Origin of the sequence: Anabaena sp. PCC 7938 (assembly GCF_049315035.1) — a bacterium.
GTDB classification, from domain to species: Bacteria; Cyanobacteriota; Cyanobacteriia; order Cyanobacteriales; family Nostocaceae; genus Anabaena; species Anabaena cylindrica.
On the sequence record NZ_CP186034.1, the window covers coordinates 4121399 to 4137474 of the forward strand.

13 protein-coding genes and 1 pseudogene are annotated in these 16076 nt (G+C 39.6%); 9 read left to right on the forward strand and 5 right to left on the reverse strand.

Annotation, left to right across the window (positions count from 1 at the left end):
• The first annotated feature begins 228 nt into the window (after positions 1 to 228).
• From ACOWPH_RS18840 to ACOWPH_RS18855, 4 genes are all read left to right on the forward strand, one after another.
• Positions 229 to 924: a hypothetical protein gene (locus ACOWPH_RS18840; RefSeq protein ID WP_015216918.1), complete on the forward strand. Its 696-nt coding sequence runs from the start codon at positions 229 to 231 to the stop codon at positions 922 to 924.
• 11 nt (positions 925 to 935) lie between these two features.
• Complete coding sequence (locus tag ACOWPH_RS18845; protein WP_015216919.1) at positions 936 to 2237, forward strand: GTPase; 1302 nt, start codon at positions 936 to 938, stop codon at positions 2235 to 2237.
• A gap of 196 nt (positions 2238 to 2433) precedes the next feature.
• A complete protein-coding gene (locus tag ACOWPH_RS18850; protein ID WP_015216920.1) occupies positions 2434 to 2907 on the forward strand; it encodes a type II toxin-antitoxin system VapC family toxin in 474 nt (157 codons plus the stop codon).
• A 3-nt stretch (positions 2908 to 2910) separates the two neighbouring features.
• Positions 2911 to 3138 carry a hypothetical protein gene (locus tag ACOWPH_RS18855; RefSeq protein ID WP_015216921.1) on the forward strand — a complete coding sequence of 76 codons (228 nt, stop codon included), beginning with the start codon at positions 2911 to 2913 and terminating at the stop codon, positions 3136 to 3138.
• On the opposite strand, the gene ACOWPH_RS18860 is transcribed toward ACOWPH_RS18855, so the two are convergent.
• Together ACOWPH_RS18860 and ACOWPH_RS18865 are read right to left on the reverse strand one after the other, a co-directional pair.
• Positions 3119 to 3502 carry a type II toxin-antitoxin system VapC family toxin gene (locus ACOWPH_RS18860; RefSeq protein WP_015216922.1) on the reverse strand — a complete coding sequence of 128 codons (384 nt, stop codon included), beginning with the start codon at positions 3500 to 3502 and terminating at the stop codon, positions 3119 to 3121. The two genes, ACOWPH_RS18855 and ACOWPH_RS18860, sit on opposite strands and share 20 nt — an antisense overlap.
• A complete protein-coding gene (locus ACOWPH_RS18865) occupies positions 3499 to 3726 on the reverse strand; it encodes a hypothetical protein (RefSeq protein ID WP_150111050.1) in 228 nt (75 codons plus the stop codon). The genes ACOWPH_RS18860 and ACOWPH_RS18865 overlap by 4 nt, the downstream gene beginning before the upstream one ends.
• Before the next feature lie 247 nt (positions 3727 to 3973).
• Between ACOWPH_RS18865 and ACOWPH_RS18870 the strand changes: the two genes are divergently transcribed.
• Both ACOWPH_RS18870 and ACOWPH_RS18875 read left to right on the forward strand, forming a co-directional pair.
• Positions 3974 to 4306, forward strand: coding sequence for a DUF433 domain-containing protein (locus ACOWPH_RS18870; protein WP_015216924.1), 333 nt, complete (start codon positions 3974 to 3976; stop codon positions 4304 to 4306).
• A gap of 6 nt (positions 4307 to 4312) precedes the next feature.
• Positions 4313 to 4516, forward strand: coding sequence for a hypothetical protein (locus tag ACOWPH_RS18875; protein ID WP_015216925.1), 204 nt, complete (start codon positions 4313 to 4315; stop codon positions 4514 to 4516).
• A 99-nt stretch (positions 4517 to 4615) separates the two neighbouring features.
• On the opposite strand, the gene ACOWPH_RS18880 is transcribed toward ACOWPH_RS18875, so the two are convergent.
• Both ACOWPH_RS18880 and ACOWPH_RS18885 read right to left on the reverse strand, forming a co-directional pair.
• Entirely contained in the window at positions 4616 to 5122 is a 507-nt protein-coding gene (locus tag ACOWPH_RS18880; protein ID WP_015216926.1) for a DUF1993 domain-containing protein, read from the reverse strand.
• Between the two features lie 91 nt (positions 5123 to 5213).
• The gene (locus ACOWPH_RS18885) at positions 5214 to 6248 is read right to left on the reverse strand and encodes a WD40 repeat domain-containing protein (protein ID WP_015216927.1); all 1035 of its coding nucleotides are present in this window, start codon (positions 6246 to 6248) and stop codon (positions 5214 to 5216) included.
• A 70-nt stretch (positions 6249 to 6318) separates the two neighbouring features.
• On the opposite strand from ACOWPH_RS18885, the gene ACOWPH_RS18890 reads away from it, so the two are divergent.
• Positions 6319 to 7821, forward strand: coding sequence for a phenylacetate--CoA ligase family protein (locus tag ACOWPH_RS18890; RefSeq protein ID WP_015216928.1), 1503 nt, complete (start codon positions 6319 to 6321; stop codon positions 7819 to 7821).
• Positions 7822 to 7982: 161 nt separating this feature from the next.
• Here ACOWPH_RS18890 and ACOWPH_RS18895 read toward each other — a convergent pair whose 3' ends face one another.
• Positions 7983 to 8201: a hypothetical protein gene (locus tag ACOWPH_RS18895; protein ID WP_015216929.1), complete on the reverse strand. Its 219-nt coding sequence runs from the start codon at positions 8199 to 8201 to the stop codon at positions 7983 to 7985.
• A gap of 524 nt (positions 8202 to 8725) precedes the next feature.
• Here ACOWPH_RS18895 and ACOWPH_RS18900 point away from each other — a divergent pair.
• Together ACOWPH_RS18900 and ACOWPH_RS18905 are read left to right on the forward strand one after the other, a co-directional pair.
• Positions 8726 to 12697, forward strand: a pseudogene (locus tag ACOWPH_RS18900) (glycerophosphodiester phosphodiesterase family protein); the annotation flags it as partial.
• A 950-nt stretch (positions 12698 to 13647) separates the two neighbouring features.
• Positions 13648 to 15882: a 5'-nucleotidase C-terminal domain-containing protein gene (locus tag ACOWPH_RS18905; protein ID WP_422665610.1), complete on the forward strand. Its 2235-nt coding sequence runs from the start codon at positions 13648 to 13650 to the stop codon at positions 15880 to 15882.
• Positions 15883 to 16076 lie beyond the last annotated feature (194 nt).

Genomic DNA, 16076 nt, shown 5'->3' on the forward strand with positions numbered 1-16076 from the left:
AGATATTATTGATGGCTACAACAAATAAAAAGCAATTTACGCAGATTTGTTGCAGAAATATTCAAAGCCGTTTCAATACTTAGAGAATTTTCCAAGAGTTCTTGTAAAATCTTGTCTGGCTTATTCCTCGTGGTATAAACCAAAATTTATTAACAGGTATGACATCTGATAAACATAATTTGCTTAACTCTGGCTATGCTATAAGCAGAGTTGGTCATTAGGTTCTATATGCTATCTGCTATCACGCAAATGCGCTTGAAGCAACTGGAAGTCAATGTTACCAGAGTTCTATCATTACTGAACGATTATGAGGTGGAACTACTAGATGAGTCTGACCCAGGAACAAAAAATAAATATCGTCGCCGCATTGAAGATTTGAGACAACAACGCGACAACTATGAGAAGGAGTTAATGCTCATCCAAAAACAACTAGCCAATAAGCAACCACAAGAACAAATCTCAATCATTGAAAGCCAATTACAGCAGATAGACGAAAAGCTAAACTGGCTTGCGGGGGGTCAAGTAGCTTTTTATCAAGCTGTTTTGGCACACTTTACTACTGAAGAAACGGCTATAATTGAACCTATAACAAGACAACTTGAAGAAGCTCAAATAGTTGAAGTAGAGGCTGTATTAAAAGCAATTGATTCCAATCAAGTTAGTGAAGAAGAAATTAAGTTGGTAGTTGCACAATTAAAACAAGCCATGGCTTCGATGAGAGGAAAAGATTTTGCACTACCAAGCGGTAATGAAGCGATCATTGAGGCTTTAAATTATCCAACTCTAGATACAAAGCACGCATTGAAAGTTTCTATTCCAATCATCCCGTTTATTCTTTCATATGAGGGTGAATTAGGATTGAGTGCTGGAGTCAAGATAAGAGAAGCATGGGAGCGCTGGAAAACCAAACTTCGCAATAAATAACGTGAGAAATTATGAATTGGAAGCAAAAGCGGATCGAATATCTCGAAACAAGATTGTTACTCATGGTTGGATTACTTGGAGAGTACGAAACGAAATTAGACTACGAAGATGATCCAATTGGAAAGGAAAAGCTCAAAAATCAAATTCAAAACCTAAAGCAAGGGATCGAGAGAAGTCATGATGAACTTGAAAAACTTACAAAATCTCAACCTTTTAGGGGAGATAATTCTAGCCTAGAGGCTCTATATGCAGACACCTACGAGCCGTTACCAGAGCAGACAGGGACTTTTGAAATGGCTGATTTCAGTCCAGATATTCTACCTGAAGATATTTATGATTCATTATCAGAAGAGGTAAAGGCAGTGGTTGAAGAGTTAAAAGAGCGTTTAAACAAAGCCAAGGGTAAAACCTTCACTTTTTTACTTATTGGTAGAACAGGAGTTGGAAAATCTAGCACACTTAATTCGTTAATGGGCGCTAGAGTCGCGCCTGTTAATGATTTTGATCCCTGTACAACAAATATTGATATCCATGAAACCGATTTACATGGAGTCATCGTTCGCGTAGTTGACACTCCGGGCTTGTGCGATACAGAAGGGTCAGACAATGATGCTCAATATATAGAGTTGATGCGTCAAAAAATTCCATACACTATTGATTCAGTTCTATTTGTTAGCCGTTTAAACGAACCTAGAGTTGATGCTAGTGAGCAAAGAGGATTGCGTTTAATTACGGAAGCATTCGGTGAATTATTTTGGAAAAAGGCGATTATTGTATTCACTTGCTCGGATATGGTATCAGTCTCACGTCTTGACGAATATTTAGATGAACGAACCAAACGTATTCATGCAGCGTTATTAAAACTTCAATTGAGTAACGATACTGTCCATGCGATTCCATCTGTAGCTGTAGATAATACTAATCTCGAAAAAGTAAATCCTGATGGACAAACATGGATTCAGCAGCTTTATTTGACTGTACTTGATCGTATCGAGAATAGCAGTAAAGATGTCTTTATTTTGTCCACATCACATATGTTAGAGAAAATAGGAGTGTCTCCACTTACTATTATGAAAAGAGTAGGGATGAGTGGGCTGATAGCTGGTAATACTGCGGGGCTTGGAGCTATTCTTGCGCATACACTTGGTGTAGGGGCACCGGCAGCTTTACTAGGACCTCCAGCAGCATCAACAGGCATTCCAGCTGGTCTATTTTTAATCTCGAATCCGGCTGGTTGGGCAATCGTACTGACCTTTGCGGCTATTGGTGCAGGAGTAACGTATAAAATGATGACGATGAAAGACTCAGAATAAGGATAAAAAAGATTCTAAGTTAGAGGATGTTTGAAAAGGGTCTGCTTACGCCTTAAGTGATAGTGCGATCGCCAATCTTGTAGGGTGCGTTACATTTGATTAACGCACCTTATTTTTATTTGTATTGAGACTGACTCACACACAATGTTCCTAAGCCAAACAGACATAAAATGGAAAGACCCCAAACCTATTCCATATGAGTGAAACCGTTTACATCGAAACCAGCATCTTGGGCTATCTCACAGCCAGATCAACCAAAAATCTGATCCTAGCTGCAAATATGGAGATAACCAGGGACTGGTGGGAGTTTCGACGAAATGCCTTCATGCTTTACACGTCGGAGGCTGTCCTAGACGAAGTGGCACAGGGAGACGCAAAGATTGCAACTCAACGATTAGACATACTGCGAAACTTCCCCTTGTTGGAATTAAACGAAGTTGTACAAGGTTTAGCTGCACAATTTCTTGCTCGGAGTAATCTGCCTCCAAAAGCGAAGGTGGACGCAATTCACATTGCCGCTGCTACCGTCCACGGCATGGATTATCTGCTAACGTGGAATTGTAAGCATATTGCCAATGCTCAAATCCAGGGAAAGTTGGCAGAGATTAGTCTCGATTTCGGTTATGTTCTGCCTATTCTTTGCACACCTAACGAATTAATGGGAGATTAGATCATGTGGACAGATGAAATTGTCGAAGAAATCCACCAAATTCGTGAAAAGTACGCCAAGTCCTTCAACTATGACTTGGACGCAATATTTGCAGACTTACGTAAGAAGCAGGCCGAAAGCGGAAGAGAAGTTGTGAACTTATCGAGAAAGCCCGGTCTAACAACACGTTGGAGTGGACGGGCGAGAGATATGGGTGGTGATATAAAGGATACTAGCCACCGCGCAACTTAGCCTTTCGATTTTTTGGAGGAGCAGATGCAGTGGCAGCTATTAAACTATCCATAATCGGTAGTTTTTTCCCTTGTGCTTCAGATTGACCACAAATTTTTGCCCAAGTATCAAGAATATTCTCATTTAACGGTAAAGTTCTATTCTTAAATCTTTGTGCAAGTTTTTGTAGCCATTGCTCTAGTTTTTGATAGCGACTTGGTTGAGATTTTTCTATTTTCACAATTCCTTTTTTGATTTCAGCTATAGTTATAATGCTAATGAATAAACTACTTTCTTTTTGCTCATCTATCCAGTTAATAACTTGTTGATTGGGTTGTTTTTTTACATATTCAGAAATAACACAAGTATCTAATAAATATTTCATAATATAATATCTCTACCTGTGTCTTGATCTCGTTCAAACAACGTTTCAGTTTCTTCTAATTCAGGTAAAAGAAGTAATTCCGATAATTTAACTTGAGATTGATTTGATTGAGCAATTTTATGTGTTTCTAACTCATATAACCAACGTTGAAGAATATTACTTTGTTCTTCTATTGGTAAACTTTTAACTGTTTCTATAACTTTTTGGATTAATTTTGTCGTCATAATATAATAATAGAGAATCATGGTATTTATCTATTATAGCTATAGTACGATCGCTCGCCGTAGGTTAGTTAAACTATGAAACCCAACCGCGTCTCGTTTTTTCACTGATCTTGTCTCAGCAATTAAGATGGCGATCGCTTACCGCTCAATTGTGCCATTATCCTTACAATGACTTCTCCCATAAGCCATAAAAGTTAAAATTGATTCAGTATTTGCTATTATGTGAGGTAGAAACTAGATAAAGTCTATGACTCTAGCAATTTCCCTTGAACCCGCACCAATAGAGACTGATCCTCAAGGTGTTGTAAGAGTTGCCAAAACTCGTGTAACCCTTGATACTGTTATTACTACTTTTCTTGAGGGTTGCACGCCAGAGGAGATAGGGGAGCAGTATCCATCGCTTCAATTATCAGATATCTACCTAGTTATTGGTTACTACCTTAGACATCGGAATGAGGTAAATATATACCTTGCAGAACGTCAACGTCAAGCAAATATAATTCAGCAGGAAGCTGAACAACGTTTTAGCCCTTTAGGAATACGCGATCGTCTACTCGCTAGGCGAAATCAATCCAGGTAATCTAAAATGACTCGATTCCTGGCTGACGAAAACTTTAATAACCAAATTGTGCGAGGTGTTCTTTGCCAAGCCCCAGACATTGATATTGTGCGTGTTCAAGATGTGGATTTGTCGGGAGTAGACGATCCATATATCTCGTTCCCAGTCTCTGACTGGGAATGCAAACAAGAGGCTCTGCCTCTACTTTACATGGAAGGCAGAGCCTTCTAAAATCCATTCCCATACAGAGTATGGGAACGAGATAAAACGAGAGAAAATTGACTAAATAACAACTCTCTTCCCTACTGCTATGAAGCCTATTGAAACTTTCTATGGCTCACCAAGGAAGTCTCTTTTGCCAACTTCTACACCGCAGTGTCGGAGAATGTTATAGGTTGTTGTGACATGGAAATAAAGATTTGGTAAAATAAAATACAGGAGATATGGCATTCCTTGAAAAGAAAGAGTGTTACCACCCACCTCTAAGGTAATTGCTTTCTCCTCTAAACCGTCGATTTGCTCAGGTTTAAAAGTATTTAAATGAGAGATCGTTTTCTGAACACGGTCAATAAGTTGAGGGAATGTGGTTTCAGTATCCTCAAATTTAGGTGCTTCTGTTCCTGCTAGTCTGGCAAGACCTCTGTTTACTATATCGGTGGCAATTTGTACTTGTCTTGATAATTGAAGCATATCTGGATATAGACGACTATTAATCAAAACAGCAGGATCTATTTTTTTTGTTTCTGCATATTTAGCACCTTTTTCAAGAATACCTATCAGATTATTCAGTGAGTGAATAGATACGGGTATTGAAGCTTTGTACATGGAAATGGTCATTGATATTTCTCCAGAAAGAATTCAAGCAAGTTTGATATGTCCCATCTAATCTTAAAGGATTAATTAAGAGTAGGTAAAAAGCTAATATTTATTATGGGAGTTGCCAAATTCTAATTGTCCCATCTTCGCTACTACTAGCTAGAATTTTTTGATCAGGACTGATAGCAATTGCCTCTACCGGAGTTGTATCACCTCTGATAGTGGAAAGTAGTTCCCCAGTTCGCCAATTCCAGAATTTGATTTTGCCATTAAAGTTGCCGGTAATCATGGTTTTTCCATCTGGAGTCAGGATGATTGAATTAATTGAATCTGTATTCTGACTAAAATCACGTAACAATTTACCTGTACTTAATTCCCAAAGTTTGATAGTGTTAATGGCACTATCTTTATCCACAAGCTGACCAAAACTGCCACTAATCAAAATTTTGTTATCCAAACTGATAGCCAATGCAGCAATACCCGGTGGATGATTCATACTGTGCAAGAGTTTTCCAGTATGCAGATTCCACAGTTTAATCTCTTCTGTAGCTGCTCCACCACTACCACTGACAAGAATTTGACCATTGGGACTAATAGCAACACGACTAATATAATCTAAATGTCCTACAAGAGTATGGAGTAGTATTCCGGTTTGTAAATTCCAAAACTGGATTTGACGGTCATCACTACCACTGACAAGTGTTTTGCCGTCAGCACTGATTGCAACTGTTTCTACTGGCAGTGAATGTCCCCCGATAGTTAAAAGTAGTTTTTTTGTAGACAGATTCCAAACCTTGACGGTATGATCAATATCTCCACTGACGAGAATCTGACTGTTTGCTGCACCCATAGCAATAGAGGTAATTCCTTCTGATTTTTCTGTCAGAGTATTCAGAAGTTTACCAGTTTGCAAGTTCCAAATTTTAATGCTTCCTGACCGACTACCACCAATTAATTTTTTGCCATCAGAGCTAATCATAATTGCTGGAACTCTTTCCGACTCTTTTAATGTGAAAATTGGTTGACTACTTTGGCTCAGGTGAGTTGTTGAATGAGGAGTCGTAGGCATCAATGAATTGGAGGGAAGGCAAGGAATAGTAACGCTTAAAGCAGCTGCTGTTAAAATTTTCCAGGAGATTAGATTCATAGCTAAAAAATTGCATTTATAGATAAAATACTGAGAAAGAGCGACCAGATTTTTTCCACGCACAAGCCTTATGAAACCCCAAACACCATCGGCAAGGGCAATTCTGGGATTAGAAAGTTTTATATCGACTCCCTTAGCAGAGAAACTAGAACAGCATCTTAACATTGACTCTCAAGAAATAGCTTTGACATTATTTCAAGATGTCGCTGCCAGTGTACCCGCTTACCAGGCATTTTTAACAGAACAAGGCATCAACCCTGGAGATATTCAAACATTAGAAGATTTCCAGAAATTACCAAAAATTAATAAAGAAAATTATATTTCCCGTTATTCTTTGCCCCAATTATGTAATAATGGAAAATTAGGAAGCTGTGATATGATCGCAGCTTCCTCTGGCTCAACAGGTAAACCCACCTTTTGGCCGCGCTTCCTTACCGATGAACTAGAAATAGCCACGAGATTTGAACAGATATTTCACGATAGTTTTGATGCAGATAATAAACAGACATTAGCTGTAATTTGTTTCACCTTGGGAACATGGGTGGGGGGAATGTTCACCACCAATTGCTGTCGATATCTTGCTTGTAAAGGTTATCCTATCACAATCATTACACCAGGTAACAACAAAACTGAAATCTTGCGAATTGTCCAGGAACTTGGTAATAACTTTGAGCAAGTTGTCTTATTAGGATATCCCCCGTTTCTTAAAGATGTAATTGATACTGGTATTGCCAATAATGTGCAGTGGGGACAATATCAAATTAAACTAGTGATGGCAGGAGAAGTATTTAGTGAAGAATGGCGTAACCTAGTTGGTGAAAGAGTAAATTCTCAAAATCTTTGTTATGATTTTGCTTCCATGTATGGAACAGCAGACGCAGGAGTTTTAGGCAACGAAACACCTTTAAGTATTTGCATTCGGCGATTTTTAGCAGCAAATCCTCAAGCAGCTAAAGCATTATTTGGTGAATCTCGTTTACCAACATTAGTACAATATGATCCTTGTAGTCGCTTCTTTGAAGTTGAAAATGGGAATTTGCTATTTTCTGGTAAAAATGGCATTCCTTTAATTAGATATAATATCTTAGATCAAGGTGGGTTAATTAGTTATGAAGAGATGCTGAAATTTTTAGCGAAATGGGATTTTAACCCCTTTGCAGAATTACAGCAAAATCGAGGAATTCATCAATTACCATTTGTTTACGTTTTTGGACGTTCTAATTTTACAGTTTCTTATTTTGGTGCAAATATTTATCCAGAAAATGTGACAGTCGGTTTAGAACAACCAATAATTAGAGAATGGGTAACAGGTAAATTTGTTTTACAGGTAAAAGAAGACTCAGATAAAAATCGCTTTTTATCTATAGTTGTGGAATTAGCACCGGGTGTAGAAAGTAGTGCAGAAAAAAAGGAATCTATAACTGTTTCTATTCTTTCCCAATTGTTGCGTTTAAATAGTGAATTTGCTAATTATGTTTCCCCAGAATATCAAACACCACAAGTAGAATTAAAACCTACTGGTGATATTGAGTATTTTCCTATGGGTGTCAAACATAGATATACACGAAAATAGGATGTAGTAAATATTAGAAATGGTGTAATAATTCAGGAGTCAGGATTTAGTGTCAAGATGCTTTCAGCAACAAATTTGTAGGTTGGGTTAAGCGACAGCGCAACCCAACAACAAGCTAAATGTCGGTTTTTTAGTGTCAACCCAACCTACAAAATTGCTAATCAATGATGTCTTCTATTACGTCTATAGTAACGACATCTATAATACCTGCCATGATAATATCTGTAACGATTTCTGCCAGTACAAGTCCGATAACGTCTGACTTGGGTAGTCGTATGACGACGACGATAAGTATTATGTGCAGAAGCATCTTCCACAATACCCAACACTGACATAGACGCTATCAAAGTAGCGAGAACAACAGATGCAATACGTTTCATAGGTATATTTTGAAGAGTCGGTAATTATTTCTACAAGCGCAGGAAGTTGACGAAGCGGAGATTCCAATCAAGCTTTAAATAGATATTATCACCAAAAATTATTCGTGAATAAAAAGATTTTTATCATAAAATCTCTTCATTATGATCGGAGTTGTAAATTTCTGCTAGATGCCTTGCTAGTGCTGGTAAAAGCTGAAGATTGTAAACATTATTTGTGAGGGTTTCACAATAAACTTGAAAGCGTTGATTCCTGGTTTAATAATTATTCTGACTCGTAAATTCTTAGGATTATCTTAATCTTGTGTTTTACCTAACTTAGTATTATCTTAATCTTTTCATGAAATTATTGCTGGTGAGATGAGGATTTTACCATACTCATTTCGAGCAAATTGAATTAAAAATTTCATTTCTATAAACTCCTCTTGTTGAACTGAGGGGGGTATTTGATGGCATGAGTCAAAAGAAATTCAATATTGCCTGAAAAGCGAAAATCAAAAAGTAGAGATACTAAATATATGGTTTCCCAAGTTGAGTTGATAGGTTTTGCGTCTCTCCCTGCTGATACCTTTGCTGAAGGGCCAGCGTCAGGAAATGGTATTTCTGGAAATGATAGAACCGGCCCTTTTCCAGGACAACCAATACAAGGTTTCAGCGGTGTACAATTTGCGGACGATAAGAGTTTCTACTTCCTGTCAGATAATGGCTACGGTGCAAAAGATAATAGTGCAGATTATTTACTACGTATCCATCGAGTAGATCCTGATTTTAAGGGAACAGAAAATGGCAATGGCACTGTTAATACTTTAGATTTTATTCAACTTTCTGATCCTGATAACAGGATTCCTTTCACAATTGTCAATGAAGGAACTAGTGCCAGATTACTAACTGGTGCAGATTTTGATATTGAATCATTTGTAATTGATAAAGATGGTTCGATCTGGATTGGTGAAGAATTTGGGCCTTATCTGTTACATTTTGATGCCACTGGCAAATTGTTAGATGCACCTATTTCTACACCTAATACCGTTACATTAAATACCTTAAATGGGGAAGCACCAATTGTTATTGGACATCGGGGTGCAAGTGGTGAATTACCAGAACATACTCTGGGATCTTATAAGTTAGCAATTGAACGAGGTGCAGATTTCATTGAACCAGATTTAGTTTCTACTAAGGATGGTGTGCTAATTGCCCGTCACGAACCAATGCTGGATGATACTACCAATGTAGCAGAAGTTTTTGGTGCTGATCGCAAATCTACCAAAATGCTGGATGGTGTCGAAGTGACGGCATACTTTGCTTCTGATTTTACTTTGGCAGAAATCAAAACTCTGCGGGCAAGAATGCCCCAAAGTTTCCGTCCTCAAGTGTTTAATGATTTGTATGAGATTCCTACTTTGGCGGAAATCATCGAATTAGTTAAACAGGTAGAATTAGATACGGGTCGCAAAATTGGTATCTATCCAGAAACCAAACATCCAACTTTTCACGATGATTTAGGATTGTCTTTAGAAGATCCGCTGTTAGCAACTCTAGAAGCAGCAGATTTCACTGATCCTAGTCGGATATTTATCCAATCTTTTGAAGTTGCTAACCTCAAAGAACTAAATGGGAAGACTGATATTCCTCTGGTTCAGTTGTTGGATGCTTATGATGTGGCACTTGATGGTTCTCTAATTTATGAATCGGTCAATGCCAGACCATACGATTTTACAGTTAACGGTGACACACGCACCTATGGCGATCTACAAACATCAGCAGGTTTAGCAGAAATTGCTACCTATGCGGATGGTATTGGCCCCTGGAAACGGATGATTGTTTCTGTGAAAGGTGTGGATGCTAATGGTGATGGTGCTGCGGATGATGTGAATGGTGATGGTGCAGTTAACGATGCGGATAAAACTTTAACTGCTCCTAGTAGTTTAGTCCAAGATGCCCATGATGCGGGTTTGGTGGTACATCCTTACACCTTCCGCAACGAAGGACGTTATTTAGCCTCAGACTATAATGGCGATCCAGCGGCAGAGTTTAAACAGTTTATCAATTTGGGTGTTGATGGCTATTTTACCGATTTTCCCGGCACAGGTGACTTAGTACGCGATCGCATCACTAGTCCATTCGTTAGATCGCCCCAAAACCCCGACGTACTTGCCAAAACTGAGTTTAACACCTTAGATGGTAATGCACCTTTAGTTATTGGTCACAGAGGTGCAAGTGGTTCACGTCCTGAACATACCTTAGCAGCTTACAAATTAGCGATCGCAGATGGGGCTGATTTTATTGAACCTGATTTGGTAGCCACCAAAGACGGAATTTTAGTAGCACGTCACGAAAACGCCTTAGCAATTCTCAATGCTGATGGTACAATTAACCGCACGGATACCAGCACAGATATTGCTACCCGTCCAGAATTTGCAGATCGTAAAACCACTAAAGTTGTTGATGGTCGCACCATTACGGGTTGGTTTACCGAAGACCTGACCCTAGCAGAAATTAAAACCCTCAAAGCGATCGAAAGACTACCAGACCTGCGGGGAACAGAATATGACAATGACAACTTAGAAGTTCCCACTCTCCAAGAAATCATTGATTTAGTCAAACAGGTAGAAACAGAAACAGGTCGCAAAATTGGTATTTATCCAGAAACCAAACACCCCACTTACTTTGCAACTGAAGGTACACTCCTGGATGGAACTACCAAAATCAACACCAGTTTAGGACAGCTACTAGTTGACACCTTAGTTGCGAATAACTTCACAGATCCAAAACGGGTATTTATCCAATCCTTTGAAGTAGGCAATCTCCAAGAACTACATGATGTTCTCATGCCTGCTAAGAATATTGACATTCCACTAATTCAACTCTATGGGGGAGCCACACAAAAGCCCTATGATTTTGTAGTTAGTGGAGATCCTCGCACTTACGGCGCTCTAACCACACCAGCAGAACTAGCTAAAATTGTCGAGTATGCCTCTGGTATTGGCCCTAATAAACGTTTAATTATCCCCGCTAACACCGTAGATAACAATGGTGATGGTCAACCAGATGACCTCAATGGTGATGGCACAATTAACGAAGCTGATAGAGTTCTTGGTACTCCCACCACCTTAGTCCAAGATGCCCATGAAGCAGGTTTGCTTGTACATCCCTACACCTTCCGTAATGAAGAACTTTTTCTGGCATCAGACTACAATGGTGATCCGAAAGCTGAATATGAACAGTTTATCGAATTGGGAATTGATGGTTATTTTACCGACTTCCCCAGTACAGGCGATTTGGTACGCGACCAACTTGTAGGGGAAGTTGTTGTTTCTAATCTTAACCGTTCTCAAGGTTTTGAAGGTATGGCTATTAGTCCCGACCAAAAAACCTTATATCCTTTACTAGAAGGAACAGTTTACGGTGATCCTGTCGGTTCACTGCGAATCTATAAATTTGATGTCGCTTCTGGGCAATATCAAGGATTACAAGGCTTCTATCAGTTGGAAAGCCCCAGTCATGCTATTGGTGATTTCACAGTCATTAATAACAATGAGTACCTGATAGTTGAGAGAGATAATGCTCAAGGTAATGCGGCTGAATTCAAGAAAGTCTACAAAGTCGATTTGTCTAAAAAAGATGCCAACGGCTTTGTTGAAAAAGTCGAAGTAGTGGATCTGTTGAATATCCAAGACCCTAACGACCTTAATGGAGATGGCCAAACTACTTTTGACTTCCCATTTGTCACCATTGAAAATGTGTTAGTTATTGACGCAAATACCATTTTGGTTGCCAATGACAACAATTATCCTTTCTCTGTCGGTCGTGGTCCAGATATCGACAACAACGAAATCATCATCCTCAAATTAGATCAAACCCTCAACCTGGCTGCGGGTGTAGGTCAACCAGCACAAGATTTGGTTACAGGAACTTCCGGTGCAGATATATTGATAGCTGGAACTGACTTTGAAGGTATCAGTGATATTGTCTTCACCGGTGCTGGAAACGATGAAGTTGATGTTCCCTTTGGTGGTAGCCGCGCAGGTGATAACCGCGTCTTTACTGGCAGTGGTACTGATACCATTTATGTGGCTGATGGCGATCGCTCTTTTGGTGGTAGTGGCAATGATGAAATCGACGCTACAGAAGCCACCGACTACCGTCTTTCCGGTGGTACAGGTAATGATATCTTCTACTTAGGTGCAGATGGTCGCGCTTTAGGTGGTGACGGTAATGATATCTTCTATGTCCAAGATGGTGGTGGTAACTTGCTATCTGGTGGTGATGGTGTTGACCAATTCTGGATTTTGACCGGCGATTTACCCAGTGCTGCTAACACCGTCCTCGACTTTGAAATCGGCACTGATGTCTTAGGTATTGGTGGACAAGGTGCAGGTTTTGACTTTAGTGACCTAACTCTCAGTGGTAATAACATTGCGATCGGTACAACAACTGTTGCTACTTTGAATGGTGTTAATACCTCAAGTTTGACTGCTGCTAATTTCGCTTTTGTATAAAACCAGCAGGTATTAAATAGACATCTGGTGAAAATTTTTGTAGGGACAATTCATAAATTGTCTCTACAAGAGTTTCAGGTTATACGCACTTAATTACCAGAGATGTTTAATATCATGTCCGGGAAATTAGTTACGTTTACCACAGTCATTGCACCCCCTCCCCTTAATCCTCTCCCGCGCCAGCAGGGTGGGGTTCTTCCGGTTTAATCATAAGTAATCAATCTGACATGATATAGCCTTTCCCACTCTAGTTAGATACAAAATTACCCCTCCCCAACCCTCCCCTTGGTAAGGGGAGGGTGCGCGACAGCGCGGGTGGGGTGTATTTCATGAGATTGGGAATTGCTATATAACAAAATATCGGCGTTTAACTTTTGTTCTAGAGACCGTAATAAATTTAACTATTGATTTATATTTTCTTCATTCTATCTTAACTTATTTATTCAATTCTAGTTCTAGAAGGATTTGAGGTTATCCCATGACAGATTTTAGACTGCAAATTCTCCATGCTTCTGACCTAGAAGGTGGTGTAGATGCAATTTCTGATGCACCTAACTTTGCGGCAATTGTTGATAGCTTAGAAGACTTAGTTGATAACTCCATTACCCTGTCTGCGGGAGATAACTACCTAGCCGGTCCATTTTTTAGTGCCGCAGGAGATATAACTTTCCGTAACAGTGGCTTATTTAACGATATCTACAATCAAATTTTCGGTTTACCCAATGAAACCATCAATCATAGCTATGGTGGTTTAAGAGAAGGTAGTGGTCGAGTTGATATCTCAATTATGAATATCATTGGCTTTGATGCTTCTGCCCTTGGTAATCATGAATTTGATCTGGGTTCGGAAGTTTTAAGAACCATTATAGAAGCAGAATATCGGGGTGCAGGTTTAGCTGATGATAGATGGGTAGGATCACAATTTCCTTACCTATCCGCTAACTTAAATTTTGCCGCAGATAGTAATTTATCTGGTTTATTTACTACTAATATTCTCCCTAATACAGCTTTTCAAACAAATCCCACAGCATCCCTGGCAGGAACAACCACCACCAAAAATTGCCCCGGCGACAATTATTGAAAAAGGTGGTGAACAAATAGGTGTAGTTGGTGCTACCACCCAATTATTAGAAAGTATTTCTTCTCCCACCGGGACAACGGTACAGGGAACAAAAGCAAATGATATGGATGCCTTAGCTGCTATTTTGCAGCCTGTGATCAATCAACTGCAAACCCAAGGCATTAATAAAATTATTGTAGTTTCACATCTGCAACAAATTGCCCTAGAACAAGAACTAATTACCAAGTTAAGCGGTGTAGATGTAGTTATAGCTGGTGGTTCTGATACTATCCTGGCTAATGGTGATGATAATTTGCGTTCTGGAGATACACCGGCAAATACCTATCCCATCGTCACCACTAATGCAGATGGAGATCCCGCCGTCATTGTTAGCACTGATGGCGAATATTCTTATGTAGGAAGATTGGTAGTAGATTTTGATGCTAATGGCATTTTAGTAGATGCTAATGGTAGTCCTCTGGATGAAGTCAGTGATTTAGATTTAGTAATTAATGGTCCAGTTGCGACTACAGAGGATCAAGTAATTGCTTTATGGGGTAGTACAGAAGCTGCTTTTGCTGAAGGGACAAAAGGTAATCTGGTTAAACAGCTAACCGACGCTGTTGAAGGGTTGGTTGCAGCACAAGATAGTAATGTTTTTGGTCGGAGTGAGGTATTTATTGAAGGCCGTCGAGAACAGGTAAGAACCCAAGAAACAACTTTGGGTAATTTGTCTGCGGATGCTAATTTGTTCTTTGCTAAAACTATTGATGCTACTGTGCAAGTATCCATCAAAAATGGCGGTGGTATTCGCGCAGCTATTGGTGAAGTAGATACAAATGGAACACTTCTTCCTACCCAAGAAAACCCCTTTTCCGGTAAGCAAACTGGGGAGATTTCCCAGCTAGACATTCTGGATAGTTTGCGATTCAATAATGGCTTATCCTTGTTGACTGTAACCGCAGCAGAATTAGAGCGAATTTTAGAATATGGTGTAGCAGCAACTGCTGAAGGTGCGACTCCGGGACAATTTCCCCAGGTTAGTGGGATTCAGTTTAGTTTTGACCCCAGTCAACAGGCTATTGTCTTTGAACGAAATGCGAATGGTAGAGTGACTAGTGTACAAACAGAAGGCGATCGCATTCGTAGTTTGGCTATTGTCGATCCTGACAATGGTCAAATCTTAGATGTAATTGTGGAAAATGGGCAATTGGTAGGAGATGCAAATCGGCAAATTCGCCTAATTACCCTTGATTTCCTAGCAGGTGGTGGTGATAACTACCCATTTCCTGAATTTGGTGAAAATCGCGTTAATTTAACCCAACCTAGTAATGCTACTAGAACTGGTGTTGCCACCTTTGCTGCGGATGGTTCGGAACAGGATACACTAGCTGAATTTTTAGCTGTAAACTTCCCCATAGGTGGGAATACAGCTTTCAATATCGTGGAAACACCCCCAGAAGAAGATACCAGAATCCAAAACCTCAATTTCCGGGAAGATACAGTTCTAGACGTTCCCGGAGAACTCATTTCAGGAACTCCCGGTGCAGATATATTGATAGCTGGAACTGACTTTGATGGAGTCAATGACATCGTGTTCACAGGTGCTGGAAATGATGAGGTAGATATCCCCTTTGGTGGTAGCCGCGCAGGTGATAACCGCATCTTTACAGGCAGTGGTACTGATATTGTTTATATAGCTGATGGCGATCGCTCTTTTGGTGGTAGTGGCAATGATGAAATCGACGCTACAGAAGCCACCGACTACCGTCTTTCCGGTGGTACAGGTAATGATATCTTCTACTTAGGTGCAGATGGTCGCGCTTTAGGTGGTGACGGTAATGATATTTTCTATGTCCAAGATGGTGGTGGTAACTTGCTATCTGGTGGTGATGGTGTTGACCAATTCTGGATTTTGACCGGCGATTTACCCAGTGCTGCTAACACCGTCCTCGACTTTGAAATCGGCACTGATGTCTTAGGTATTGGTGGACAAGGTGCAGGTTTTGACTTTAGTGACCTAACTCTCAGTGGTAATAACATTGCGATCGGTACAACAACTGTTGCTACTTTGAATGGTGTTAATACCTCAAGTTTGACTGCTGCTAATTTCGCTTTTGTTTAGAAAAAAAGGATTACATAGATAAAACTCACTCAGGTGGACTTCGTTTGTGTAGTAGCGAATTATATTCGCCCTTTTAAAACTTTTAATAAAGTCTCTGATTCCTGATTTCTCCCATAAGTCAGGAATTTTTTTTTCTTAAACAACGTTCAACTTTTGACAATACAATCTTAACTTTTGACTGATATGTTAAGGCC

Coding starts and splice junctions, on each gene's coding strand:
- ACOWPH_RS18855 (WP_015216921.1), top strand. CDS start 2,911: ATGTGGACAGATGAAATTGTCGAAGAAATCCACCAAATTCGTGAAAAG.
- ACOWPH_RS18845 (WP_015216919.1), top strand. CDS start 936: ATGAATTGGAAGCAAAAGCGGATCGAATATCTCGAAACAAGATTGTTA.
- ACOWPH_RS18890 (WP_015216928.1), top strand. CDS start 6,319: ATGAAACCCCAAACACCATCGGCAAGGGCAATTCTGGGATTAGAAAGT.
- ACOWPH_RS18850 (WP_015216920.1), top strand. CDS start 2,434: ATGAGTGAAACCGTTTACATCGAAACCAGCATCTTGGGCTATCTCACA.
- ACOWPH_RS18840 (WP_015216918.1), top strand. CDS start 229: ATGCTATCTGCTATCACGCAAATGCGCTTGAAGCAACTGGAAGTCAAT.
- ACOWPH_RS18885 (WP_015216927.1), bottom strand. CDS start 6,248: ATGAATCTAATCTCCTGGAAAATTTTAACAGCAGCTGCTTTAAGCGTT.
- ACOWPH_RS18895 (WP_015216929.1), bottom strand. CDS start 8,201: ATGAAACGTATTGCATCTGTTGTTCTCGCTACTTTGATAGCGTCTATG.
- ACOWPH_RS18865 (WP_150111050.1), bottom strand. CDS start 3,726: ATGACGACAAAATTAATCCAAAAAGTTATAGAAACAGTTAAAAGTTTA.
- ACOWPH_RS18860 (WP_015216922.1), bottom strand. CDS start 3,502: ATGAAATATTTATTAGATACTTGTGTTATTTCTGAATATGTAAAAAAA.
- ACOWPH_RS18870 (WP_015216924.1), top strand. CDS start 3,974: ATGACTCTAGCAATTTCCCTTGAACCCGCACCAATAGAGACTGATCCT.
- ACOWPH_RS18875 (WP_015216925.1), top strand. CDS start 4,313: ATGACTCGATTCCTGGCTGACGAAAACTTTAATAACCAAATTGTGCGA.
- ACOWPH_RS18880 (WP_015216926.1), bottom strand. CDS start 5,122: ATGACCATTTCCATGTACAAAGCTTCAATACCCGTATCTATTCACTCA.